This is a genomic window from Sphaerisporangium sp. TRM90804 (assembly GCF_029846175.1).
GTDB lineage: Bacteria > Actinomycetota > Actinomycetes > Streptosporangiales > Streptosporangiaceae > Sphaerisporangium.
This window is the reverse complement of the sequence record NZ_JARWAC010000025.1, coordinates 128,915-152,767: the sequence shown is the minus strand read 5'-3', so window position 1 is coordinate 152,767 and position 23,853 is coordinate 128,915. Positions and strand designations below refer to the sequence as shown.

General features: G+C 71.2%; 23 protein-coding genes. 14 read left to right on the top strand and 9 right to left on the bottom strand.

Annotated features, from left to right (window positions below):
• The first annotated feature begins 270 nt into the window (after positions 1 to 270).
• The 7 genes from purS to PYR91_RS28710 all read left to right on the top strand — a co-directional run bounded on the left by purS (position 271) and on the right by PYR91_RS28710 (position 8,791).
• Positions 271 to 513 carry a phosphoribosylformylglycinamidine synthase subunit PurS gene (purS, locus tag PYR91_RS28740; protein WP_279784748.1) on the top strand — a complete coding sequence of 81 codons (243 nt, stop codon included), beginning with the start codon at positions 271 to 273 and terminating at the stop codon, positions 511 to 513.
• A gap of 184 nt (positions 514 to 697) precedes the next feature.
• The gene (locus PYR91_RS28735) at positions 698 to 1,138 is read left to right on the top strand and encodes an ATP-binding protein (protein WP_279784747.1); all 441 of its coding nucleotides are present in this window, start codon (positions 698 to 700) and stop codon (positions 1,136 to 1,138) included.
• Positions 1,139 to 1,281: 143 nt separating this feature from the next.
• Positions 1,282 to 1,965: a phosphoribosylformylglycinamidine synthase subunit PurQ gene (gene purQ / locus PYR91_RS28730; protein WP_279784745.1), complete on the top strand. Its 684-nt coding sequence runs from the start codon at positions 1,282 to 1,284 to the stop codon at positions 1,963 to 1,965.
• A gap of 44 nt (positions 1,966 to 2,009) precedes the next feature.
• Positions 2,010 to 4,265 carry a phosphoribosylformylglycinamidine synthase subunit PurL gene (gene purL, locus PYR91_RS28725; RefSeq protein WP_279784744.1) on the top strand — a complete coding sequence of 752 codons (2,256 nt, stop codon included), beginning with the start codon at positions 2,010 to 2,012 and terminating at the stop codon, positions 4,263 to 4,265.
• Between the two features lie 119 nt (positions 4,266 to 4,384).
• A complete protein-coding gene (locus PYR91_RS28720) occupies positions 4,385 to 6,436 on the top strand; it encodes an adenylate/guanylate cyclase domain-containing protein (protein WP_279784742.1) in 2,052 nt (683 codons plus the stop codon).
• A gap of 96 nt (positions 6,437 to 6,532) precedes the next feature.
• Positions 6,533 to 7,207 (top strand): Crp/Fnr family transcriptional regulator, encoded by a 675-nt coding sequence (locus PYR91_RS28715; RefSeq protein WP_279784740.1) that lies wholly within the window; start codon positions 6,533 to 6,535, stop codon positions 7,205 to 7,207.
• A gap of 108 nt (positions 7,208 to 7,315) precedes the next feature.
• Positions 7,316 to 8,791 carry an MFS transporter gene (locus PYR91_RS28710; RefSeq protein ID WP_279784738.1) on the top strand — a complete coding sequence of 492 codons (1,476 nt, stop codon included), beginning with the start codon at positions 7,316 to 7,318 and terminating at the stop codon, positions 8,789 to 8,791.
• Between the two features lie 2 nt (positions 8,792 to 8,793).
• On the opposite strand, the gene PYR91_RS28705 is transcribed toward PYR91_RS28710, so the two are convergent.
• Positions 8,794 to 9,483: a TetR family transcriptional regulator gene (locus PYR91_RS28705; RefSeq protein WP_279784737.1), complete on the bottom strand. Its 690-nt coding sequence runs from the start codon at positions 9,481 to 9,483 to the stop codon at positions 8,794 to 8,796.
• Positions 9,484 to 9,586: 103 nt separating this feature from the next.
• Here PYR91_RS28705 and PYR91_RS28700 point away from each other — a divergent pair, with 103 nt between their 5' ends.
• Entirely contained in the window at positions 9,587 to 11,071 is a 1,485-nt protein-coding gene (locus tag PYR91_RS28700; RefSeq protein ID WP_279784735.1) for an MFS transporter, read from the top strand.
• A gap of 155 nt (positions 11,072 to 11,226) precedes the next feature.
• Positions 11,227 to 11,952, top strand: coding sequence for a VOC family protein (locus tag PYR91_RS28695; RefSeq protein WP_279784733.1), 726 nt, complete (start codon positions 11,227 to 11,229; stop codon positions 11,950 to 11,952).
• Between the two features lie 114 nt (positions 11,953 to 12,066).
• On the opposite strand, the gene PYR91_RS28690 is transcribed toward PYR91_RS28695, so the two are convergent.
• From PYR91_RS28690 to PYR91_RS28670, 5 genes are all read right to left on the bottom strand, one after another.
• Positions 12,067 to 12,543 carry an SRPBCC domain-containing protein gene (locus PYR91_RS28690; RefSeq protein WP_279784731.1) on the bottom strand — a complete coding sequence of 159 codons (477 nt, stop codon included), beginning with the start codon at positions 12,541 to 12,543 and terminating at the stop codon, positions 12,067 to 12,069.
• A complete protein-coding gene (locus PYR91_RS28685) occupies positions 12,540 to 12,881 on the bottom strand; it encodes a metalloregulator ArsR/SmtB family transcription factor (RefSeq protein ID WP_279784729.1) in 342 nt (113 codons plus the stop codon). The genes PYR91_RS28690 and PYR91_RS28685 overlap by 4 nt, the downstream gene beginning before the upstream one ends.
• Positions 12,882 to 13,269: 388 nt before the next feature.
• Positions 13,270 to 13,680: a VOC family protein gene (locus PYR91_RS28680; protein WP_279784727.1), complete on the bottom strand. Its 411-nt coding sequence runs from the start codon at positions 13,678 to 13,680 to the stop codon at positions 13,270 to 13,272.
• 71 nt (positions 13,681 to 13,751) lie between these two features.
• The gene (locus PYR91_RS28675; protein WP_279784725.1) at positions 13,752 to 14,132 is read right to left on the bottom strand and encodes an AraC family transcriptional regulator; all 381 of its coding nucleotides are present in this window, start codon (positions 14,130 to 14,132) and stop codon (positions 13,752 to 13,754) included.
• Positions 14,133 to 14,288: 156 nt separating this feature from the next.
• Complete coding sequence (locus tag PYR91_RS28670; RefSeq protein WP_279784723.1) at positions 14,289 to 16,361, bottom strand: PhoX family phosphatase; 2,073 nt, start codon at positions 16,359 to 16,361, stop codon at positions 14,289 to 14,291.
• 124 nt (positions 16,362 to 16,485) lie between these two features.
• Here PYR91_RS28670 and PYR91_RS28665 point away from each other — a divergent pair, with 124 nt between their 5' ends.
• Positions 16,486 to 16,926 (top strand): sterol carrier family protein, encoded by a 441-nt coding sequence (locus tag PYR91_RS28665; protein WP_279784722.1) that lies wholly within the window; start codon positions 16,486 to 16,488, stop codon positions 16,924 to 16,926.
• 7 nt (positions 16,927 to 16,933) lie between these two features.
• On the opposite strand, the gene PYR91_RS28660 is transcribed toward PYR91_RS28665, so the two are convergent.
• Entirely contained in the window at positions 16,934 to 17,695 is a 762-nt protein-coding gene (locus PYR91_RS28660) for a hypothetical protein (RefSeq protein WP_279784720.1), read from the bottom strand.
• Between the two features lie 199 nt (positions 17,696 to 17,894).
• Between PYR91_RS28660 and purF the strand changes: the two genes are divergently transcribed.
• On the top strand, positions 17,895 to 19,331 hold the full coding sequence (purF, locus tag PYR91_RS28655) for an amidophosphoribosyltransferase (protein ID WP_279784719.1): 1,437 nt from the start codon (positions 17,895 to 17,897) through the stop codon (positions 19,329 to 19,331).
• A gap of 55 nt (positions 19,332 to 19,386) precedes the next feature.
• Positions 19,387 to 20,415 carry a phosphoribosylformylglycinamidine cyclo-ligase gene (purM, locus tag PYR91_RS28650; RefSeq protein WP_279784717.1) on the top strand — a complete coding sequence of 343 codons (1,029 nt, stop codon included), beginning with the start codon at positions 19,387 to 19,389 and terminating at the stop codon, positions 20,413 to 20,415.
• Positions 20,416 to 20,670: 255 nt separating this feature from the next.
• Here purM and PYR91_RS28645 read toward each other — a convergent pair whose 3' ends face one another.
• Positions 20,671 to 20,895 carry a DUF3073 domain-containing protein gene (locus PYR91_RS28645; RefSeq protein ID WP_279784715.1) on the bottom strand — a complete coding sequence of 75 codons (225 nt, stop codon included), beginning with the start codon at positions 20,893 to 20,895 and terminating at the stop codon, positions 20,671 to 20,673.
• A gap of 150 nt (positions 20,896 to 21,045) precedes the next feature.
• Positions 21,046 to 22,149, bottom strand: a complete 1,104-nt coding sequence (locus PYR91_RS28640) for a Glu/Leu/Phe/Val dehydrogenase dimerization domain-containing protein (protein ID WP_279784713.1) — start codon at positions 22,147 to 22,149, stop codon at positions 21,046 to 21,048.
• 224 nt (positions 22,150 to 22,373) lie between these two features.
• Between PYR91_RS28640 and PYR91_RS28635 the strand changes: the two genes are divergently transcribed.
• Positions 22,374 to 23,252 (top strand): hypothetical protein, encoded by an 879-nt coding sequence (locus PYR91_RS28635; protein ID WP_279784711.1) that lies wholly within the window; start codon positions 22,374 to 22,376, stop codon positions 23,250 to 23,252.
• 320 nt (positions 23,253 to 23,572) lie between these two features.
• Positions 23,573 to 23,776 (top strand): developmental transcriptional regulator BldC, encoded by a 204-nt coding sequence (bldC, locus tag PYR91_RS28630; protein WP_013133571.1) that lies wholly within the window; start codon positions 23,573 to 23,575, stop codon positions 23,774 to 23,776.
• The last annotated feature ends 77 nt before the right edge of the window (positions 23,777 to 23,853 follow it).

Sequence of the window (23,853 nt, the reverse complement as noted above, 5' to 3'; positions counted from 1 at the left end):
CGCTCCTGTGCGTTCAGGGCCGTGCTGATGGGGTCGCCATCCGCGTCCGGCCGGATAGCCACCGCTTTCGTACCGTCTCGTGGTGGTACGAACGCGTTTGGGGACATGGTGGCAGACGTCACAGGCCCCTGCGCAAGGCCGACCACCCTGTCGGATCCACTCTCCCCCGTTCCCGGTGCCGTCCGCCACACACCCCTGCGGCTGTTCCACCCCCCTGCCTCCCGTTAGGCTGGGCGCGCCGAACGGCAGACCACCAGGGAGGAAACACACGTGGCACGCGTCATCGTCGACGTCATGCTCAAGCCGGAGATCCTCGATCCGCAGGGCCAGGCGATCGCCAGGGCGCTCCCCCGGCTGGGCTTCTCGGGTGTCGCCGAGGTGCGGCAGGGCAAGCGGTTCGAGGTCGAGATCGAGGGGCCGGCCGACGAGGCCGCGCTCGAAGACGTCCGCAAGATGGCCGAGACCCTTCTGGCCAACACGGTGATCGAGGACTACTCCGTGCGCGTCGAGTGACGGGCGGGGCGCGCGAGGCCCGCTGCCAAGCTTTCGCAAGTCATCACAAAAAGAACTTTGGACCGACTCGAACGCAAGAGTCTGACCAACACTAAATAACAACAGCGTGATTTTGCGGTTAGCCCTGTTTGTTCGGGGAAACCTCCCCAACGTGACTTTCGGCGCCACGGAGGGGTGCAGGCGGGTGGATATCGAGTTCTCGTTGGCCCTGCCGCGGGATGCCATAGGCATCCCGATGGTCCGGCGGGTGCTGGGCGACACCCTTCGCTGCCTCGGCGTCACCGAGGACTGCGTGTCCGACATGCTGCTCGCGACCTCCGAGGCCTGCGCCAACGCCGTCCGCCACGGAGGCCCCGCCAAGCGCTACGAGGTCTGCGCCGCCATCGGCGACGGCCGGTGCGAGCTGCGCGTCGTCGACCGCGGCCTCGGCCTCGGGGCGATCCCCAGGCAGTACCCCGCCGGCGACTCCGAGCACGGCCGCGGCATCCTCATCATGCAGTCGGTCGTCGACGAGCTGTCCTTCCACATCACCCCCGGCAGCGGCACCACGGTGTTCCTGCGCAAGGAGCTCGCCTGGGACGAGGAGTTCCTCGCCCACCACGACCGCGAACTCGCCGCCGTCTGAGCTCGCCACTTCCGGTCGTCCACAGGCGCGCCTCGGTGTCCCGGGCGCCGCATGGCGACAGGTAGCCTGAACCCACCGCCGCAGACCGTCGTCCGGAGAGTGGACGCCGGCGCGGCGCTCGCGTGTGGAGGGGTACGAGAGCCATGGGTGCTGCCCGTGTGGGTGTGGTCACATTTCCCGGAACTCTTGACGATCAGGACGCGGCGCGGGCCATCAGGCACGCGGGCGGCGAAGCCGTCTCGCTCTGGCACGCCGACCGCGATCTGCGGGGCGTCGACGCCGTCTTCCTGCCCGGGGGGTTCTCCTACGGCGACTACCTCAGGTGCGGGGCGATCTCCCGGTTCGCCCCCCTGATGGAGGAGCTCGTCCCGGCCGCGAACGCCGGCCTGCCCGTGCTGGGCACCTGCAACGGCTTCCAGATTCTCTGCGAGGCCCACCTGCTGCCCGGCGCGCTCACCCGCAACGTGGGCCTGCACTACGTCTGCCGCGACCAGCGCGTCCGCGTCGAGAACGCCACCACCGCCTGGACCGGCGACTACGCGCCCGGCCAGGAGCTGCTGCTGCCGGTCAAGCACGGCGAGGGCCGCTACGTCGCCGACCAGGCGACCATCGAGTCCCTGGAGGCCTCGGGCCGCGTCGTCGTCCGCTACCTGGACGTCAACCCCAACGGCTCCACCAACTTCATCGCGGGCGTCAGCAACGAGGCCGGCAACGTCGTCGGCCTCATGCCGCACCCCGAGCACGCCGTCGAGGAGCTGACCGGCGCCCCCAGCGTGGACGGCCGCGGCTTCTTCACCTCGATCCTGAAGAGGTTCGTCAACCTGTGAGCGAAGCGTCCGGGCAGTCCGTGAGCAGTGCGCGAGGAGAACACATGACCGACTCAGTCGAGCGGGCGGCGAAGACGCCGGACGACCCCCAGCCGTACGCCGAGCTGGGCATGAAGCCCGACGAGTACAACCGCGTCCGCGAGATCCTGGGTCGCAGGCCGACCTCCTCCGAGCTGGCCATCTACTCGGTCATGTGGAGCGAGCACTGCTCCTACAAGTCGTCCAAGGTGCACCTGCGCCAGTTCGGCACCAAGGCGCCGAAGTCCGAGGCTCTGCTGGTCGGCATGGGGGAGAACGCCGGCGTCGTCGACATCGGCGACGGCTGGGCCGCCACCTTCAAGATCGAGTCGCACAACCACCCGTCGTACGTCGAGCCCCACCAGGGCGCGGCCACCGGCGTGGGCGGCATCGTGCGCGACATCATGTCCATGGGGGCCCGGCCGGTCGCGGTCATGGACTCCCTGCGCTTCGGCGCCCTGGACGCCCCCGACACCCGGCGGGTGCTGCCCGGCGTCGTCGAGGGCATCAGCTTCTACGGCAACTGCCTCGGGCTGCCCAACATCGGCGGCGAGCTGCTCTTCGACGACTGCTACATCGGCAACCCGCTGGTGAACGCGCTGTGCGTGGGCCTGCTCCGCAAGGACCAGATCAAGCTGGCCACCGCCCCCGGGCCGGGGAACAAGGTCGTGCTGTTCGGCGCGCGCACCGGCCCCGACGGCATCGGCGGCGCCTCGGTGCTCGCCTCGGCGACGTTCGAGGACGAGTCGCACGCCAAGCGGCCCGCCGTGCAGGTGGGCGACCCGTTCATGGAGAAGCTGCTCATCGAGTGCTGCCTGGAGCTGTTCGAGGCCGACGTCGTGGTCGGCATCCAGGACCTCGGCGCCGCCGGGGTCTCCTGCGCCACCACCGAGCTGGCCGCCAAGGGCACCGGCGGCATGCGCGTCGACCTCAACCGCGTCCCGCTCCGCGATCCCTCGCTCCTGCCCGAGGAGATCCTCATGAGCGAGTCGCAGGAGCGCATGATGGCCGTCGTCGTGCCCGACGACATCGACGCCTTCATGGCGATCTGCGCCCGCTGGGACGTCCCGGCCACGGTGATCGGCGAGGTCACCGACACCGGCCGCCTGGTGATGACCTGGGACGGCGAGGTGATCGTCGACATCCCGCCGGGCACGGCCGCCGACGAGGGCCCGGTCTACGAGCGCCCGTACCACGAGCCCTCGGGGCAGGCCGCGCTGAACGCCGACGGCCCCGCCCGGCTGGCGCGCCCCTCCGACCTCCGCGCCACCCTGCTGTCGCTGCTCGGCTCGCCCAACGTGGCGTCCAAGGAGTGGGTGACCTCCCAGTACGACCGCTATGTGCGGGGCAACACCGTGCTGGCGATGCCCGCCGACGCCGGCGTGCTGCGCATCGGCGAGATCATGCCCGGCGCCGAGGAGACCGACCGCGGCATCGCCCTGGCGACCGACGGCAACGGCCGCTTCGCCCGGCTCGACCCCTACGCCGGCGCCCAGCTCGCCCTGGCCGAGGCCTACCGCAACGTCGCGGTCACCGGCGCCCGCCCGCTCGCGGTGACCAACTGCCTCAACTTCGGCTCCCCCGAGGACCCCGAGGTGATGTGGCAGTTCGCCGAGGCCGTGCGCGGCCTGGCCGACGCCTGCAAGACCCTGGGCGTGCCGGTCACCGGCGGCAACGTGTCGTTCTACAACCAGACCGGCGCAACGGCCATCAACCCCACCCCCGTCGTCGGCGTGCTCGGCGTGCTCGACGACGTCGGCAAGCGCGTCCGTCACGGCTTCACCGAGCCCGGCCTGCGCATTCTGCTGCTCGGCGAGACCCGCGACGAGCTCGGCGGCTCCGAGTGGGCGCACGTGGCCCACCGTCACCTCGGCGGGCTGCCGCCCGAGGTCCAGCTGGAGGCCGAGCGCTCGCTGGCCGCCATCCTGGTGACGGCGGCCGAGCGCGGCCTGCTGGTGGGCTCGCACGACGTCTCCGACGGCGGCCTCGCCGTCGCGCTCGCCGAGGCCGCCATGGCGCACGGCGTGGGCGGCACGGTGCGGCTGCCCGGCGAGGACGCTTTCGTCGACCTGTTCAGCGAGTCGTCGGCGCGGGCGCTGGTGACCGTCCGGCCCGAGAGCTTCGAGGAGTTCGCCGAGCTGTGCGCCCGGCACGAGGTGCCCTGCTCCAACCTCGGCGCCACCGGCGGGCAGGAGCTGCGGGTGGAGGACGTGCTGGAGATCCCGGTCACCGAGCTGCGCGCCGCCCACCAGGCGACGCTGCCGGCCACCTTCTCGGCCTGATCGTCCACAACGGTCTCCCCGTCGCCCACCCGGCCACCCGTCGAACGGGATAATCGGTTCGTCATGGGGGAACGCGAACGCTTGATGCGGAGGCGACCGTGCCGTCGAACGACCAAACGGTGACCGTTGTGGGGGAACTGGGCTCGGCTCCGGAACGCCAGCCGTTCCTGCCCCCCGCCACGCATCCGGTGCGGGGGGTGGTGTGGGCCGTCCACCTGGCGGCGCCGCTGCTCGGGCTGTGGCTGCTGCTCCGCTTCCCCGACCGCCTGAACGTCAGGTGGGAGCACCACGTCAGCCACTTCTGGCTGATCGTCGGGGTGGCGGGCGTAAACGTCGCGCTGGGCCTGCTGATCAGCCAGGCGGCCACCCGGCGCCGCGACGCCCGGCTGCTGCTGGTCTCGCTGGTCTTCCTCAGCAGCGCCGGGTTCTTCCTCCTGCACGGGCTGGCGACGCCGCAGATCATCCTGCTCAAGGGCAGCTACGGGTTCGACATCGGCCAGCCGGTGGGGCTCACCCTGGCCGCGGTGCTGGCCTTCGCCTCGGCGCTGCCGCTCAGCGAGCGGGCCGCGGCGGCCGTCCTGGCCCGCGCCGACCTTCTGCGCGCGTGCCTGGTGCTGCTGCTGGTGGCCTGGGGCTGGGCCTCGCTGGTCGAGGGCCTGACCCCGCTGAGCGCGCCGCCTCCCCCGGGCGGGGCGAGCATCGGCGCGCTCACCTGGGTCGCCGCGGCCCTGTACGCGCTGGCCGCGGCGCTGATGTTCCGCATCCACCGGCGGCGGCCCTCCGCGATGATCATCAGCCTGGTCACCGCCTACGCCCTGCTGGGCGAGGCCATGATCGCCGGCCACTTCCGGCCCAACTGGGTGATGTCGTGGTGGGAGTGGCATCTGCTGCTCACCATGGCCTTCGTGTTCGTCGGCTACAGCGCCTACATCCAGTTCCGCCGCGAGGGCTCCAGCCAGGGGTTGTTCGACTCGGTGGCGCTGGCCGCGACCGTCCGCCGCATCCAGGGCCAGTACGACCAGGCGCTGGAGGAGCTCGTCGGCCACCTGCGCCGCATGGGCGAGCGCGGCGCGGGGGCGCCGGTGGCGACCCGGCTGGCCGGCAAGTTCCGGCTCACCGAGGGCCAGGCCGCCGTGCTCGACCGCGCCGGCCAGGCGCTCGCGGCCGAGCGCGAGCTGTCCTTACGGCTGGGCGCGCTGGTCGACGTGGGGCGCCAGGCCCGGGTGGGCCTTCGCGAGGAGGACCTGCTGGCCCACGCCCTCGACCGCGTGCGCGAGGCGTACGGCGACGTGCGCATCGGGCTGGTGTCGGCGGGGCGGGTGCCGCTCGGCGGCCGGTCGTTCTCGGCCGACGACTTCAAGGACGGCGAGCCGGTTCCCGGCGCCGGCACGGTCGTCCACCCCCTGACGGTCAAGGGCGTGCTGGCCGGGGCGCTGGAGGTGCCCGTCGGCACCACCCGCCAGGACGAGGCGCTCGCCGCCACCCTGGCCAGCCAGGTGTCCATCGCCCTGGAGAACGCCCGCCTGTACAGCGAGTTGGAGACGCTGTTCCGGCAGTACATGTCGCCCGACGTGGCGGCGTCCCTGCTGGCCGACCCGGCGCAGGCGGCGCTCGGCGGCTCGCTGGTGGAGCTCACGGCGCTGTTCGCCGACCTCAAGGGGTTCACCTCGTTCTCCGAGCGGGTGGAGCCGGGCGAGATCGTCGAGATGCTGAACCGCTACCACGCCGCCGCGGTGCCCTGCGTGCTGCGCAACGGCGGCACGATCGTCCAGTTCGTCGGCGACGCGCTGCTGGCCCTGTTCAACGCCCCGGCGACCCAGGAGCGGCACGCCGAGCAGGCCGCGCGGGCGGCGCTGGAGATGCAGGAGGCGGCCGAGGAGATCGCCGCCGGCCACGAGGGCTACCCGAGGTTCCGGGTGGGGATCAACACCGGCATGGCGCTCGTGGGCAACATCGGCAGCCCCGAGCTGCGCGGCTTCAACGCCATGGGCGACGCCGTGAACGTGGCCGCCCGCCTGGAGTCGCTGGCGCAGCCCGGCACCGTGGTGATCGGCGCCACCACCCGCGAGCAGATCGGCGCCGCCGCCACGGTGCGCCCGCTCGGCCCGCTGGCGCTCAAGGGCAAGGAACAGAGCGTCGAGGCCTTCGTGCTCACCGCCCTCGGCCGGTGAGCGCACGCCGGGTATGGCCCGTGCGTGAAAAAGGACAGTGAACATCCACCGCCGCGGGCCCATAATCAGGGCATCGCGGCGTAGAACGGAGCGACCATGACGTCCTCACCACCCCCCGAGCCCGGTGAGTTCCTCGCCCTTCTCACCGACGAGGAACGGTCCGATCTGTACGCGGCCGGGCGCAAGCGGCGCTGGGAGCGCGGCGCCACCGTGCTCTCCGAGGGCGACACCTCCGACTGGGTGCTGGTGCTCACCGCGGGCCGGGTGAAGGTCTCCTCGCACACCGCGAGCGGCACCGAGGTCGTGCTCGCCATCCGGGGCCCCGGGGCGCTGATCGGCGAGATGTCGGGGATCAGCGGGCACCCACGCTCGGGCACGATCACCGCGCTCGAGCCCGTGGAGGGGTGCGTGGTGCGCGACTTCCCCGGGTTCCTCAAGGAGCACGGCCGGGTGGCCGTCCTGCTGTTGCAGATGGTCGTGAGCCGGCTGCGCGACGCCGACCGCAAGCGGGTCGAGTACGGCGCCTTCGACACCACCGGCCGGGTCGCGACGCGCCTGGTGGAGCTCGCCGAACGCTTCGGCGAGCCGGTCAACGGCGGCGTCCGGGTGCAGCTCCCGCTGTCCCAGGACGAGCTGGCCGGGTGGACCGGCGCCTCTCGCGAGGCGGTCAGCAAGGCCCTGCGCTCCCTGCGCGACCGCGGCCTGATCGAGACCGGCCGCCGCCGCGTGGTCGTCCACGACCTGGAGGGGCTTCGCAAGCGCGCCCGCTGACCGGTACCACCGTGACCCGGCTGACCAGCAGTGTGACCTAAGCGACAATCATCACTTATCACCCCGAGTCTTCGAAAGCGGACGTACGCCGTACGCCAGACTGAGGGGATGGTCGCCGTCCCCCAGAAGGCCAGCTCCCCCCTCCCCGGCACTCCCGAATACTCCAGAGACCTGCGTTACGCGTGGCGCGTCTGCTCGGTGACCAGCCTCGGCCTCGTGCTCATCGGCATCAACGCCAGCACGCTGAACGTCGCGCTCCCCGAGGTGGTGCGGCACTTCGACGCCGGCGCGTTCGCCGCCTCGTGGATCCTGCTGTCGTACCTGCTCGTCAACACGGCGACCCTGGTGTTCTTCGGACGGGTGGCCGACCTGCTCGGCCGGCGTGAGGTCTACCTCGGCGGCTTCGCCCTGTTCACCCTGTGCTCGCTGATGGCGGGGCTGTCGCCCGACGTGGGATTCCTGATCGCCATGCGGGCGCTCCAGGCCCTGGGCGCGGCGATGATCCTGGCCAACGGCACCGTCATCATCACCGGCGCCTTCCCGCCCGACCGGCTCAGCCAGGGCATGGGCGTGTACATCGGCACCCTGTCGGTGGCCCAGCTCGCCGGGCCGACCCTCGGCGGCCTCATCGCCGACACCCTCGGCTGGCAGTGGGTCTTCTGGGTCAACGTCCCGCCCGGCGTGGTCGCGCTGGTGTGGGGGTGGACGACGCTGCGGCGGGTGCGCCCGGGGCCGCGCACGCCGGTCGACGCGGCGGGCAACCTCGTCGTCTTCGCGGCGCTGTCGGCCGTGCTGATCGCCCTGTCGGAGGCCGGTTCGCGCGGCCTGTCCAGCCCGGTCGTGCTCACCGGCGGGCTGATCTTCCTGGTGCTGGTACCCGTGCTGGTCGTCGTCGAGCGCCGGGCGTCCCACCCCGTGCTCGACCTGCGCCTGTTCGGCGGCCGCATGCTGGCCTTCGCCAACCTCGCCTCGTTCTGCACCGCCCTGTCCCGCTCGGCGCTGGTCCTGCTGGTGGCGCTGTACTTCCAGGCGGCGCGCGGCATGGACGCGTTCACGGCGGCCCTCGGCGTGCTGCCGCTGCCGATCGGCATGGCGCTCGCCTCCCCCATCGCGGGCGCCCTCGGCCGCCGGATCTCCCCGCACGCCCTCTCCGTGGGCGGCTGCCTGCTCAACTTCGCCGGCCTGCTCACGCTGGGGCTGTCGGTCGGCACCGCCACGCCGTACTGGATCATCGGGGTGGGCCTGTTCCTGGCGGGGGGCGGCAACGGGACGTTCCTCACCGGGAACACCACGCAGGTCATGAGCGCCCTGCCGGCCGGGAGCCTGGGCGTGGTCAACGGCTTCCGCCTCATGATCATGAACGTGGGCATCGTGCTCAGCGTCGCGCTCACCCTGAGCCTGCTGACGAGCACGCTCTCCCCCGAGCTGCGCGAGCTGGTGTACGCGGGCACGCTCTCGCGGCTGAGCCCCGTGGCGGTCGGCCACCTCCTGGCGGGCGTCGAACGCACCTACCTGGTGCTGGCGGCCGTCGCGCTCGCCGGCGTGGCCTCCGCCGTCCTGGCACGCACCCCCCGCGGGGCCTGACCTCAGCCCGCGGGCTCGCCGGAAGGACCCGTCCGGCGTTCGGCCATGGCCTCGACGCCGGCGAGCAGCAGGTCGACGCCGAACGTGTAGTAGCGGTCGATGTCGGGCTGTTCGGCGTACGTGGCCCCGTACGCCACCATGCGCGGGAAGCGGCCGGCCGGCAGGGACTCCATGCGGAGCCGGGCCTGCCGGCGGGCCTCGGCCTCCTCGGCGTCGCTGGCGTCGGAAGGGCAGACGGGCTGGCCCTTGACCAGGGCGATCGCGCCGTTGAGCAGGTACGACGAGATGTGGAACCCCTCGCGCAGCGTGAACCCCGCCTCGCTGAGCACGTCGAGCGCGGCCTCGGTGGCGCGGCGGAAGCTGTCGACGTCGTGCTTGTCGGGCAGCTTGGTCAGCAGGTCGGGCAGGCAGGGGTGGTCGCGCAGCACGCGGACGGCGGCCTCGACCATCACCCGCAACCGCACCCGCCATGGGTCGCCGGGCGAAAGCTCGGCCGTGACGCCGGACATGGCGTGCTCGGCGAGCGCGGACATCAGCTCGTCCTTGTGCTTGAAGTGCCAGTACAGCGCCATGGGGGTGACGCCCAGCCGCCCGGCCAGGCGCCTGATGGTCACCGCGTCGACACCCTCCTCGTCGCCGAGCGCCAACGCCTGCTCGACCACGGCCTCACGGGTCAGCTTCTCTGGGGCCACTTGACAACTATACGACGTACAAGTTCTCCTGTACGACGTACATGTACGCCGTACAAGTACATCGTAGAGGGGAACCCTTGTGCATCGTCGGTGGTGGGTACTCGTGGCCGTCTCGTTGGCCACCTTCATGACGTACCTGGACAACAACATCGTCAACGTGGCGCTCCCGACCATCCAGAAGGACCTCGGGCTGACGCTCTCGGGCCTGGAGTGGATCGTCAGCGGCTACATGCTGGTGTTCGCCGGGCTGCTGCTGGCCGGCGGGCGGCTCGCGGACGTCTTCGGCCAGCGCCGGATCTTCCTGATCGGGCTCGCCGTCTTCACCCTGGCCTCCGCGGCGGCCGGCCTCGCCGGGGACGGCGCGACGCTGATCCTCAGCCGCGGCCTGCAGGGGGTGGGGGCCGCCTTGCTCACGCCCCCGGCCCTGTCGTTGATCCCCAAGACCTTCCCCGACCCGCGCGAGCGCGGCCTCGCCGTGGGCCTGTGGAGCGCTGCCGGCGGCCTGGCCCTGGCTCTCGGCCCGCTCTCCGGCGGCCTCATCAGCGAGAGCTGGCACTGGGGCTGGATCTTCCTGGTCAACGTCCCCATCGGCGTCGCCACGCTGATCCTCGGCGCGTGGGCCATCCGCGCCTCCAAGGGCGACGGGGCCGGCGCGACCGTCCCGCCGGCCCTGGCCACCACCGACTCGGCAGTCCCGCCGGCCCCGGCCGCCACCGGCCCGGCCGCCCGCGTCAGGCGCCGGCTGGACCTGCCGGGGCTGGTGACCTCCTCGATCGCGCTGTTCGCCCTGACCTACGCGCTCATCGAGGGCGCGAACCTCGGCTGGACGTCCGCGGCCATCCTCGGGGCGTTCGGCGCCGCGGCGGCGGCAGCGGCGGTCTTCATGGTGATCGAGCGCCGCACCGCGGAGCCGATGATGGACCTTTCGCTGTTCCGCGAGCGGGTCTTCACCGGCGGCGTGCTGTCGATGGGCCTGTGGGCGTTCGGCGTCTTCGGCATCTACTTCTTCACCACCCTCTGGTTGCAGAACGTCCTGCGCTTCTCGCCCGTCCAGGCGGGCGCCGCGTTCATCCCCATGGCGCTGCTGCTCGCCGTGCTGGCGACGGTCGCGCCGCGCATCGCGTCCCGGTTCGGCACGGGCCCGACCGTCGCGACCGGCCTGGGCCTGATGGCGGTGTCGGTGGTCGGCCTGTCCCCCATCGGCGCCGACGGCACCTACGGCCGGCTCCTGCCCTGGCTGATGCTCTACGGCCTCGGAGCCGGCCTCCTGGTGCCGCTCACCAACGCCATCCTCGGCGCGCTTCCGGCGGGCCGCGGGGGCGTCGCGTCGGGAGTGCTCAACGTCTTCCGCGAGGTCTTCGGCCTCCTGGGCGTCACCGTCCTCGGCGCCATCCTCACCACCCGCCAGAACGCCACCATCAGCACCGGCGCCAACCCCCTGACCGCCTTCCTGGACGGCTACCAGCTGGCCCTCGTCGTGGCCGGCGCCATCGTCGCCCTGGGCATCCCGCTCAGCCTCTACTCCCTTCGCACCCGACCCCAGCCCACCCCCGCCGCCGAACCCCGCGTCCCCGAGCCCGTGGCGTGACCCCCGCCCCCGCGCGCACCGGCTCACGCGCGGGTGCCACCCCCCGGCTAATTCCTTTGCGTGGCTTGCATCGGACGCCTAGCGTTGATCTCCCGGGGGCGCGCGGGACGTGCCCTGCCGCAGCTTGTACCAGCAGATCGGAGGTGCGGAGCGGGATGACCTGTCACCTGCACGCACTCTGCTTCGACGCGAACGACCCCCTCCGCCTCTCGCGCTTCTGGGCCGGAGTCCTGGACTGGAAGAGCGCCGACGACCCCCGGGGCGACATCGCGCTCCTGCCGGGCGACGACACCGGGTTCCGCATCCGGTTCCTCCCGACCCAGGAGCAGAAGTCCGTCCCGAACCAGATGCACTTCGACCTGACGAGCACGTCCCTGGAAGACCAGCGGCAGACGGTGGCGAGGGCGCTTGAGCTGGGCGCCCGGCACATCGACGTCGGCCAGCTTCCGGAGGAGGACCACGTCGTCCTCGCCGACCCCGAGGGCAACGAGTTCTGCGTGATCGGGCCGGACAACCGGTTCCTCGCCGACTGCGGGTTCATCGGAGCGCTCGCGTCCGACGGCTCGCAGGAGGTCGGCTACTTCTGGAGCGCGGCGCTGGGCTGGCCGCTGGTCTGGGACCAGGACCAGGAGACCGCCATCCGCTCCCCGCACGGTGGCCCGAAGATCACCTGGGGCGGCCCGCCGCACGACCCCAAGCCCAGCGGCAAGTACCGCCTGCACTTCGACCTCGCTCCCCCCGCCGACGGCGACCAGCAGGCCGAGGTCGACCGTCTCGTCTCCCTCGGAGCGACCCGCGTCGACATCGGCCAGGGCGAGGTCAGCTGGGTCGTCATGGCCGACCCCGACGGCCACGAGTTCTGCGTCCTGACCCCCCGATGACGCGACCGGGACCCCGGCAGCGGCTCCCCCGGGAAAGCGCCGGCCCCTCAGACGGCGCGGCCCCGCGCCGCCAGGCCGAACGCAGTCGCACCAGATCGGCCCCGGTGGACGGCATCAGAAGCGGTCGAGGACGGTGGCCAGGGCGCGGATGACGCCGGTGCGCCAGCCGCCGTTCATGATGGTGCGGGAGAGCTGCTGCCTGGGGTCGTCGGGGTCGAAGCCCTCGTGCAGGAGGAACAGGCGGGTGCCTCTTCCCTCGGGGTGCAGCGTCCAGGTGATCGTCCAGTCGGCGTGGTCGCCGGGCTGCGGGGCGGCGTCCTGCCACGAGATGCTGAGCATCTTGCCGATCTCGAAGGCCAGCACCTCGGCCTGGACGGTGCCGGAGAAGCCGGTGGCCGGGATCGCCACGCCCTGCATGGTGTAGCGGTGGCCCACCTCCAGGCGGAAGTCGCCGGGCATCATCCACTGGGCGAGCAGCTCCGGCTCGGTGAGCGCCCGCCACACCTTGGCGGGCGGGTGCGGCAGGAACTGGTCGACGCGCAGGGTGGTCGGGTCGTCGTCGGTCATGGTCGTCTGGTGGTCTTCGGTCATGATTCGTCTTCCTCCATACGGTCGAGAAGGGCGCCGAGGCCGGCGAGCCTGTCGCGCCAGAAGCGCTCGAACGGGTTGAGCCACTCCTGCACGTCGTTCAGCGGGACCGCCTCCAGCCGGTAGAGCCGCTGCCGCCCCACCTTGCGCTCGCTGACGAGACCGGCCTCGCGCAGCACCCTGAGGTGCTCGGAGAAGCTCGGACGCGCCATCTCGAACTTCCCCGCCAGTCGCTGGACGGGCTGAGGCCCCTCCTCGCGCAGCAGCCGGAGCACCTCCCGCCGCACCGGACTCGCGAGCGCCGCGAAGACCCGATCCTCGGCCGCCGCTACCGCGGGCATCGGCGGATCGCGGACACGTCGGGAGCCGGGACGGCCAGGGCTAAGGGAACCTCGCAGACGCGGGCGAAGCCCGACGCCACGGTTCTGACCTGCGTGATGTGCATGAGGCGACTATACGTAGGAAATATCCTACTTGTCACGTCGATCACAGGCCGACGTGGAACGGGCCGCTCCCGGCACGGCGTAGCCGGTTCCCGGTTCGCAGCGTCTTGGGACGGGTGCGGTCGCCGTGCGCCACAACCTCCCGGGGCACTCATCTCGCACCAGCCCGGCCGCCATCTCGAAACGGCGCCTTCGGCACGCCCTCTGAAGGGCGACCCTTCGCTTCGTCGCGCGGGGCCACGCCCTGGGTCGCCCGAGGGCGCACCGACTACGTCACCCCGAAGCTCTAAGCCTTCGGCTGGGTGAAGCGGATGTGGTTGCCGAAGGGGTCGCGCATGCCGCAGTCGATTCCGTACGGGCGCTCGGTGGGCTCCTCGGTGAACTCGATACCCCGGGCCTGCAGCGTCTCGTAGGTCTTGCGGCAGTCGTCGGTGCTGAAGATGAGGTGGCCGCCCGTCGCGCCCTTGGTCAGCAGCTCGCGGACCCGCCCCGCGGTCTCCTCGGACATCGTCGGACCGCCCGGCTTCTCCAGCAGGATCTGGCGCTCCGGGTGTCCAGGGACGTTGACGGTCAGCCAGCGCATGAAGCCGAAGTCGACGTCCGCGCCGACCTCCAGCTCCAGCTTGCCGACGTAGAAGTCGAGGGCCTCGTCCTGGTCGAGGACGAAGATCTGTGAGTGTGTGATTGCGTTGAACATGCGCATCACGTTAATCGGCGGTACGGCGGAAAACTTATCCAAAACTGACCAGTGCCGACCCCCGTGGCCGGTCAGGCGCTCGGCCGTGTCCACGCCATCGTGAAGCACGTGGGGACGCCCGTGACCTGCGCTTCCTTCCGGTACGTCCTCGGTGACCGGCCCACGATGTCGTGGAACGTGCGGCTGAAGGTTCCGGGGCTGCCGAAGCCGACCATGAAGCAGATGTCGGTCACACTGCGGTCGGTCTCGCGCAGCAGGTGCATCGCCCGCTCGACCCGCCGCCGCTGCAGATAGCGGTGCGGCGTCTCCCCGAACGTGGCCCGGAAGGTACGTGCGAAGTGCGCCTCGGACACATGCGCGATGCGCGCAAGCGCCGGAACGTCCAGCGGCTCCGCATAGGCGCGATCCATCGCATCCCGCGCCCGCAGCATGCGCCGATTGCTCTCCTCCACGGCCCGACTCACGCCGCCATCACACCACACCCCTCCGACAGCCCGCTCACCTGGGACAAGAGTCCTCCGGAGAACACGGTCCGAGCCGCGCAGCGCGCGGAGAACGCGACCGCGGGCGGTGCACGGCCGGGGGCCGGTCACCGCCCGGGGTGGGGGTCAGGAGCCGATCTTCTTGCCCTGCTTGTGCCAGGCGACGGCCACCGAGGGGCGGGGCTGGCTGCTGCCGCCGTCGGGCCAGTGGCTGGCTGGGGCGTCGGGACTGGCGCCGGTGAGCTCGCCGGGGTGCTGGACGGCGACGAAGACGCTGCGCTGGTCGTCGAGGATGAGCGGGCCGCAGGTCTCGGCGCCCACGGGCACGGTGAGGAACTGGCGCACGTGGCCGCGCTCCGGGCCCGCGAGCGGCATCGCGAACAGGCCGTCGTTCGAGCCCAGCGCGTTGCCGTCCGTGGAGATCCACAGATTGCCCTCGGCGTCGAAGGTGACGTTGTCGGGGCAGGAGATCGGGGACACCTTGGTCTTGTCGTACCCGGCGAAATAGGTCGCCGGGTCGGCGGGGTCACCGCAGACCAGGGGAACGGCCCACGAGAACGTCGTCGCCGCGGGGTCGTTCCGGCGCTCGACGATCTCCAGGACGTGGCCGTGCTTGTTGGCCGCGCGGGGGTTCGGCTCGTCCACCTGAGCGGCCGTGCGGTTGGTGTTGTTGGTCAGGGCGACGTAGACGGCCCCGTTGACCGGGTTGCGCTCGATGTCCTCGGGGCGGTCCATCTTGGTCGCGCCGGCCTTGTCGGCGGCCAGGCGGGTGTAGACCAGGACCTCCTCGGCCGTCATGCCCTCGACGTACGACCGGTCGCCGCTCACCAGGGGAATCCAGGTGCCGCTTCCGTCGAACCCGCCGTCGGACGGCAGCTTGCCCGTGCCGTCGATCTCGGCCGCCGGGCTGTCGCCGGTGAACTTGGCGACGTACAGCGTGCCCTCGTCCAGCAGCGAGAAGTTGTGCCGGTCGAAGCCGGGGATGTAGCGGTCCTTGGAGACGAACTTGTAGACGTACTCGAACCGGCCGTCGTCGCCCATGTAGACCGCGAGGCGGCCGTCACGGGTGATCGTCGTCGTCGCGCCCTCGTGGGCGAACCGGCCGAGCGCCGTGCGCTTGACGGGGGTGGAGTCGGGGTCGAACGGGTCGATCTCGACGATCCACCCGAAGCGGTTGATCTCGTGGGGGTGCTTGGCGAGGTCGAAACGCTCCTCGACCCGGTCGAAGCGGCGGTTGCCGCTCGGGATGGCCGTGGTCGTGCTGACGCCGTACCTGGTCAGCGACGCCTTCTGGGCCTCGGGCACGCCGTTGCCGCCGACGAAGTACTGGTTGAAGTTCTCCTCGGCGGTGAGGACGGTCTTCCACGGGGTGGTGCCGCCCGCGCAGTTGTTGAGCATGCCGTAGACCGTCGTGCCGCGCGGGTCGGCCGCGGTGCGCAGCAGGTCGGAGCCTGCCGCCGGGCCCGAGAAGCGCATGCGGGTCTGGGCGGTGACGCGGCGGTTGTACCGGCGGCGGCCCTTGGTCACGAGCTTCCACTGCCCGGTGTCGCGGGCACGCTCCAACTCCACGACCGAACCGCCGTGCGCGGCGAGCCCGATCTTGATCTCCTCGACCGTGGCGGTGTCACCGGTGGACCAGTCGCGGAACATCAGGTTCTCGTCGGTGTACTCGTGGTTCACCCAGAGCAGGCTGCGGTCGCGGCCCATCGGGAAGAAGGTCACGAAGTCGCAGTTGTAGCCGAACTGCTTGGCCTGGGCGGCGGCGGTCTGGTTGTCGAAGTCGAAGGCCGGGGCGTCGGGCAGCACCGGGTCGCCCCACCGCACCACGACGGAGGACGCGTAGCCGTCGGCCACCGTCAGGACGTCCCGGGTGTTCGGCGCCACGGGGGCGAAGCGCAGACCGTTCTTCTGGTGCCCCCGAGCGAGCGGCTCGACGGCCGGATCCGCCGGCTCGGCGAGGGCGGGCGCGGCGCCGGCGACGCCGACGGTGGCGATCAGGGTGCCGAGGGCCCCCGCCCGAAGCGCCCCGCGACGCGAGAGCGCGCCCGTCAGGATGTCGCTGAAGTAGGCGTTGTCGCTGGTGTTCGGGACTTCGTGTGCACAGGCGTTGCCGCAACGGAACTGGCAAGTCATGGCGTCGCGTCCACCACCAGGGGTGGAGAGCAACGTGAGCATCCTGCGCGGCGAAGGGTTCGCCACAGGTCCTCCAGGGTCGCGCGTGTATGTCAACGTCGGACCGTACGGCGGCCATGACAACGCGAGGTGAATCATGCCCGCCGCTGAGATGAACCGTTCATATTGACGGGACGGGCAAGATGGGCACGTGGCCACACGCAAGTTCGATGCCGGCAAGGTCCGCGCCGCGCTGGACACGCAACTCGCCGACCTCGGCGAGCCCGCGTACGACGGCCCGGACGCCGGGGTGCTCGACGCCGCCGTGCACGTCGTGCTCGGCGTGTACGAGAAAGGTCTGCGGCCCGGGCGCGAGCTCGCCCGGTTCGCCGTGCGTCACCTTCTCGACCGCCTGGCCGCCGAAGCCCCCGGCCGCACGGTGGAGGTGCGGGTGCCGCCGTTCGCCGCGGTGCAGTGCGTGGCCGGGCCCCGGCACACCCGGGGAACCCCGCCCAACGTGGTCGAGACCGACCCCCACACCTGGCTGGCGCTCGCCACCGGCCGCCTGAGCTGGGCGGAGGCGTACGAGGCCGGCAAGATCAGCGCCAGCGGCCTCCGGGCGGATCTGACGGAGTACCTGCCGGTGCGCTGAGGCGGTGTCACGGTGACACGTTCTCCACGTTGACACCCAGCTTACGCTCCACGCACTGCTGCGCCTCGGCCTGCGTGGGCAGGCTGAAGCAATCCTGGAAGTTGCTGATGAACCACCCGATGCCGATCACCGCCAGCACCAGGGCCAGGGCGCTCAGGATGATGCCGGCGATCGCCCTCCCCTTGCGGGAGTTCCGGAACACGGCGATGAAGCCCACGATGAGCCCGGCGATGGCGGTGAGCACGCCGATGCCGCACACGACCAGCAGCAGAATGCTGAGGATGCCCAGCACCAGGGCGGCCGTCCCGAGCCCGCCGGGCCGGCCCTCACCCGGTGGCGGCCCTCCCGGCGGCTGACCGTAGGGAGGCTGCCCGCCATAGGCCTGCCCGCCATACGCCTGGCCGCCGTAGGGCGGCGGCCCGTACGGAGGCGTGGCGCCCCCTGGCTGCTCACCGTAGGGCCCGCCTCCGGAACCCGGCTGGCCGTACCCGCCGGGCTGCTGCTCACCGTACGGCCCGCCCCCGGAGTCCGGCTGGCCGTACCCGCCGGGATGCTCACCGTAAGGACGGCCCCCGCCCGGCTGTTCTCCGTGGGGACGGCCGCCGGAAGGCCCCTCCGCGTGGGGAAACCCCTCGGGCGCCCCGCCGGATGGCCGCTCGCCGCCGTACGGGTCGCGTGAAGGCTCGCCGGGCGACGCTCCCTCGTGAGGGGGACGGCCGCGCGGGTCGTCTCGGGGGAGGGGGTCGTTCGGATCGCCAGGAGTCGTCACGGTCAGCTCTTTCGACCAGTATCGGGCATGCCGGAATCCCACTCTCTCCTGGCGCTCGACGGGGCGCCGGGGCGACACGGCAAAGCCAGGGGGATCTTTCTCCCATGGGGGCCGGGGAGCGTTCCGTTCCATGAGATCACGTCAACCTCACCACACCCGGATTACCGTGCATCGAGACCCCCAACTTAGACTGAAGCACGTGCTAAAGGGCGACGGCCGTCTCGGCCACGACGTTGACCCAGGTGACCGCGCGCCGCAGGACGCATGTGGCGTCTTCGGTGTGTGGGCGCCCGGGGAGGACGTGTCCAAACTCACCTACTACGGGCTGTACGCGCTGCAGCACCGCGGGCAGGAGTCCGCGGGTATCGCCGTCAGCGAAGGCAGCCGGATCCTCGTCTACAAGGACATGGGGCTTGTGGCCCAGGTCTTCGACGAGTCGGTGCTCGGCACGCTCCGCGGCCACCTGGCCATCGGTCACTGCCGCTACTCGACCACCGGTTCCAGCGTCTGGGAGAACGCCCAGCCGACCCTCAGCTCCACCGACGGGGGCGGTCTCGCGCTCGCCCACAACGGCAACCTCATCAACACGCCCGAGCTCGCGGAGCGGCTGTCCGGCCCCGCGATCAGGGCGACCACCGACACCGAGGTGCTGACCGCCCTGCTCGCGCAGGACCGCAGCAGGTCGATCGACGACGCGGCGGCCGACCTGCTGCCGCAGGTCAAGGGCGCCTACTCCCTGGTCTTCATGGACGAGAAGACCCTCTACGCCGCCCGCGACCCCCAGGGCATCCGCCCGATGGTGCTCGGCCGCCTGGAGCGCGGCTGGGTGGTCGCCTCCGAGACCGCCGCGCTCGACATCGTCGGCGCCACCTTCATCCGCGAGATCGAGCCCGGCGAGCTGGTCGTGATCGACGAGCGCGGCGTGCGTTCGCGCCGGTTCGCGCTCGCCGAGCCCAAGGGCTGCCTGTTCGAGTACGTCTACCTGGCGCGCCCGGACACCACCATCGCCGGGCGCGGCGTGCAGGCCACCCGCGTGGAGGTCGGCCGCATGCTGGCGCGCGAGCACCCCGTGGACGCCGACCTCGTGATCCCGACCCCCGAGTCGGGCACCCCGGCCGCGATCGGCTACGCCGAGCAGAGCGGCATCCCCTACGGTCAGGGCCTGGTCAAGAACTCCTACGTGGGGCGCACCTTCATCCAGCCGTCCCAGACGATCCGCCAGCTCGGCATCCGCCTCAAGCTCAACCCGCTGCGCGAGGTCATCCAGGGCAAGCGCCTGGTCGTCGTGGACGACTCCATCGTCCGGGGCAACACCCAGCGGGCGATCGTCAAGATGCTGCGCGAGGCGGGGGCCGCCGAGGTCCACGTCCGCATCTCCTCGCCGCCGGTGGCCTGGCCGTGCTTCTACGGCATCGACTTCGCCACCAAGGTCGAGCTGATCGCCGGGTCGCGCACCATCGAGGAGATCCGCACCTCCATCGGCGCCGACACGCTCGGCTTCATCTCGCTGGAGGGCCTCACCGAGGCCACGACGCTTCCGGCCGAGCGCCTGTGCCGGGCCTGTTTCGACGGGAAATACCCGATCCCCATCGACAACGACAACGTCGGCAAGTACGTCCTGGAGGCCAGGGCGTGACCGGTCGCCAGGCGATCACCGGCGGTTACGCCGTCACGGCCGCACAGGAGGGTTCATGACCGGCTACGCCGCGGCGGGCGTCGACATCGAGGCGGGCGACCGGGCGGTCGCGCTGATGAAGTCGCGGGTCGCGCGGTCGCGGCGGCCCGAGGTGGTGGACGACGCCAGCGGGTTCGCCGGCCTGTTCGACGCCTCGGCGCTGCTGCGCTTCAAGCGTCCCCTGCTGGCCACCTCCACCGACGGCGTGGGCACCAAGGTCATGCTGGCCCAGGCCCTCGACAAGCACGACACCATCGGCATCGACCTCGTGGGCATGGTCGTCGACGACCTGGTGGTGTGCGGGGCCGAACCGCTGTTCATGACCGACTACATCGCCTGCGGCAAGGTCGTCCCCGAGCGCGTCGCCGAGATCGTCGGCGGCGTCGCCGAGGGGTGCCGCCTGGCCGGGTGCGCGCTGGTCGGCGGCGAGACGGCCGAGCATCCGGGCGCCATGGAGCCCGGCGAGTACGACCTCGCCGGGGCAGGCACCGGCGTCGTCGAGGCCGCCGAGCTGCTCGGCCCCGACCGCGTGCGCGCGGGCGACGCCGTGCTGGCCCTGGCGTCGTCGGGCGTCCACTCCAACGGCTACTCCCTCGTGCGCCACGTGCTGCGCACGGCGGGTCTGAAGCTGGAGGCGTCGCTCCCCGAGCTGGGGCGCACGCTGGGCGAGGAACTGCTGGAGCCCACCCGCATCTACTCGCTCGACTGCCTGGAGCTCACCCGCGCCGTGCGGGTGAGCGCCTTCGCGCACATCACCGGCGGCGGGCTGGCGGCCAACCTCGCCCGCTCGCTGCCCGGCACGGTGGACGCCGTCCTCGACCGCTCGTCGTGGACGGTCCCGCCGATCTTCGACGTCATCGCCGGGCACGGCGGGGTGGCGGCCGAGGAGATGGATCGCACGTTCAACCTCGGCGTCGGCATGTGCGCGGTCGTGCCGGCCGAGTCGGCCGACGCCGCGCTCCGCCTGCTGCGCGAGCGCGGTCAGGCGGCGTGGGTGCTCGGCGAGGTCGTCCCGGGCACCGGGCGGGCCCGTTTCACATCCTGACCCCTTACTTGGCGGGCGACACCCGGACCGCGGCCCAGCCAGCGTGGTCCGGGGGCTCCAGGCGTGCGTGATCATGCCGAAAGCGGTCTCGGGCGATCCGTGGAAGGCCGGCGGCGCGGCGCGCATGCGCCTGAACACGCCAAAAGGCTCCTTGCCGTGCGGGTGGCAAGGAGCCTGTCCGGTGAGCGCTAAGGAGGGCACTCGGTGAGCCACTGCTCACCGGGTGCCCTACCAGCGGGTCAACCCGAAAGTCGCCTAACGGCGACCGGACTTGTGATCATCGTCGTCGTCGGCGATGTCGTCGGCGTAATCGGCGTACCGATCGGCCAGCTCATCGTCGATGACCTCGTCATCGGTCTGGTTGGAGTCGTGGTTGACTCCGAGCTCCTCGCGAAGACGGTCAAGATCGGTGCCGCCGCTGTTGTACTTGAGCTGGCGGGCAACCTTCACCTGCTTGGCCTTGGCTCGGCCGCGCCCCATCGGCTCGACCCCCTCATGCGGGGTCGTGCCCGACCCCTCGTCGCTAACGCACCACGCGCTGCCGCCGCCTGACTTCCGACGTCAGCTCTCGTTCGACTACAACCGTACCTGTTTTGCGCGCCGCTCGGTACGCCGTATAGGCGTCCGTAGTCAGCGGCCCAGCCAAATACCCCTAAGCCGCCCGACTTCCGACATTCTGCGCTCCGCCAGCCTATCGGCAGCCGCCGCCGGCGGAACCCCCTCCTCATCGGCGATCGCAAAGATCTTCAACGTCGTGTCGAAGATCTGCGTCGCCTTTGCCCTCGCGCGGTTCATGTCGAACCCCTCGATCTCGTCGGCGACCTGGATGACCCCTCCGGAGTTGACGACGTAGTCGGGAGCGTAGAGGATGCCCCGCCCCGCGAGCTGCTTCTCCACGCCGGGGTGCGCGAGCTGGTTGTTCGCGCCGCCGCAGACGATCTTGGCGCGCAGCCCCGCGACGGCCTCGTCGTCCAGGGCGCCGCCCAGCGCGCACGGGGAGTAGACCTCGATGTCGGCGGCCTTCATGGCCGCGGCGTCCGCCACGACCTCCACCCCGGGGTGCCGCGCGAGCACCCGCTCGACCGCCTGCTCGCTGACGTCGCACACGACGACCTCGGCGCCGTCCTCCAGCAGGTGCTCCACCAGCCGGAACCCGACCTTGCCGACGCCCTCGACGCCGACCCGCCTGCCGCGCAGGGTGGGGGAGCCGAAGGTGTACTGCGCGGCCGCCCGCATGCCCTGGAACACGCCGTAGGCGGTCAGGATGGAGGAGTCGCCCGCGCCGCCGTGGGCGACGGTGCGCCCGGTGACGTAGGAGCACTCGCGGGCGACGATGTCCATGTCCTCGCTGTAGGTGCCGACGTCGCAGGCGGTGAAGTAGCGCCCGCCGAGCGACTGGATGAAGCGGCCGTAGGCCCGCAGCAGCGCCTCGCTCTTGTCCTTGACCGGATCGCCGATGATCACGGCCTTGGCGCCGCCGAGGTCGAGCCCGGCGAGGGCGTTCTTGTAGGCCATCGCCCTCGACAGGTTGAGGACGTCGTCCAGCGCCGCCTGCTCGCTCGTGTAGGGGTAGAACCGCGTGCCGCCGAGCCCCGGGCCGAGGGCGGTGGTGTAGATGGCGATGATCGCCTTGAGGCCGCTGCGATCGTCGGAGCAGAAGACGACCTGCTCGTGTCGTGCTTGACCTGTTGAGGGGCCGGTGTCCTTGTGGGACAGCCCGAAGACGTCGGTCACTGTGGTGACTCCCGGTCGTTTACGTCCGCCGCCTCGTCGCGGCGGATTCCGGCTCCACCTTATCCAGCCCCGCATTCGCCGACCATGATCGTCCCGCTCGCGACACGCCCGGGCGGCGGTCGCGCCGCCCGCCTTCCCCGCTCGTGCGCGGGATACGCCCTCCCCCGTCTCATGGAGAGGCCACGCGCTCGCGTCGGCTCGCCGCTCCGTGGCACCATTCGATTGTGCTGCCCTACGCCGCCTATCTCCGTGTCTACGAGCCGCTGTCGGCGTTCAACGAGCGCGACCGCGCCTTCTGGGCCGCCTACGCGGACTCCAAGCAGCGCCCCCGGCGGGCGTTCGCCCTGGAGGCCGAGCACGCCGAGGCCGTGCGCAGGCTGCTCGGCGTCTCCGCCGTACCCGCGCCCGGCACCGAGAGCCCCAACGCCTACCTCAGGCGCATAGAGGACACCCTGTATGTCTGCCCGTGGCAGAGCCGGCTCCGGTCGTGGATGGCCTTCGCCCGCTTCAGGGGCGGCACCCCGCTGAGGCTCGCCGACCGCTTCGTCCCCCGGGCCATCGCCGAGCAGACCGCCGACGACTTCGACCGCTTCAAGCAGCGGGGCGGCTCGTCCGCCCTGCGCACCCACATCCGCACGAGCACCTGGCACATCCCCACCCCCTGGTTCGTGCCGTTCGACTCCGCCGAGCGCTGGCTGGTGCTCGGACGCCAGGACGAGACCGCCACCGAGCCCACGGCGGCCACCACCACGGCCCCGGCGCGCAACCTGCTGTACGTCACCTCGATGGCGCAGGCCCGGCGCAGGGTGGCGCGGGCGCTGGTGGTGATCCGGCGGCACGTGGGCGAGGTGACCACGCTGAGCGACGTCGAAGAGGTCGGCCGCTGGCTGGAGGAGTTCCACCCGCACTCGCTGGTCGAGCTCGACTACGGCGGGCTCGTGCACGTCATGGACGACGCCACCCTGCAGGCCGACCAGTCCGCCGCCGAGCTCGCGGCGGCACTCACCGGGTTGGACACGGGTCAAGAAGAACTGGCCTTCGCCATGTATCAGCGCGTCATCCTGCGCTGGAAGTCAATACAAGCCCTCGAATCGGCGAACTGAACCGCAAATCATGCACGTGACCTGCAAAAGTAGGTAACGGGAGTCACCAGCTCGCTTCTGCGAACTGAGTAGTTTGCCGTTTTCACTGCGATACCACGAAACGTGTCGCTAGAATCACCGAGCGTGACATCAACCCGTGGACAAGGCGTTGTGCTCTGAGGGCTCGCCAATCGCTCTGCGTGGCTGTATGGTCACATCGGGTGATACCGCATATGGTCCGGAAAATCCGCACGTATTGGATCATTGAGGGACATCCGTGACAAGCGCCAACACAAATCGCAGGATCGCTGTCGCCGGTCCACGGAGGAGAGGCCGCACAAATGTCAGCTCGTACACCCGAGGCCGAGCCACTGCTCACCCCGGCGGAGGTCGCCACCATGTTCCGCGTCGACCCCAAGACCGTTACTCGGTGGGCGAAGGCGGGCAAGTTGACGTCCATCCGCACCCTCGGCGGTCACCGGCGCTACCGGGAGACCGAGGTTCGTGCGCTGCTCGCGGGCATCCCGCAGCAACGGTCGGAGTGAGGCGGGGACCGTCAGGGACGTAGGGGGGAGTACCGGCGCGCTCGCGTCCCGTATGTGAGCGCGTCAAACCACACACC

Bases quoted from the DNA above. Each gene is read 5' to 3' on its own strand.
- purQ (WP_279784745.1), top strand. From the start codon at position 1,282: ATGGGTGCTGCCCGTGTGGGTGTGGTCACATTTCCCGGAACTCTTGAC.
- purL (WP_279784744.1), top strand. From the start codon at position 2,010: ATGACCGACTCAGTCGAGCGGGCGGCGAAGACGCCGGACGACCCCCAG.
- PYR91_RS28715 (WP_279784740.1), top strand. From the start codon at position 6,533: ATGACGTCCTCACCACCCCCCGAGCCCGGTGAGTTCCTCGCCCTTCTC.
- PYR91_RS28710 (WP_279784738.1), top strand. From the start codon at position 7,316: ATGGTCGCCGTCCCCCAGAAGGCCAGCTCCCCCCTCCCCGGCACTCCC.
- PYR91_RS28695 (WP_279784733.1), top strand. From the start codon at position 11,227: ATGACCTGTCACCTGCACGCACTCTGCTTCGACGCGAACGACCCCCTC.
- PYR91_RS28690 (WP_279784731.1), bottom strand. From the start codon at position 12,543: ATGACCGAAGACCACCAGACGACCATGACCGACGACGACCCGACCACC.
- PYR91_RS28685 (WP_279784729.1), bottom strand. From the start codon at position 12,881: ATGCCCGCGGTAGCGGCGGCCGAGGATCGGGTCTTCGCGGCGCTCGCG.
- PYR91_RS28680 (WP_279784727.1), bottom strand. From the start codon at position 13,680: ATGTTCAACGCAATCACACACTCACAGATCTTCGTCCTCGACCAGGAC.
- purM (WP_279784717.1), top strand. From the start codon at position 19,387: ATGACCGGCTACGCCGCGGCGGGCGTCGACATCGAGGCGGGCGACCGG.
- PYR91_RS28645 (WP_279784715.1), bottom strand. From the start codon at position 20,895: ATGGGGCGCGGCCGAGCCAAGGCCAAGCAGGTGAAGGTTGCCCGCCAG.
- bldC (WP_013133571.1), top strand. From the start codon at position 23,573: ATGTCAGCTCGTACACCCGAGGCCGAGCCACTGCTCACCCCGGCGGAG.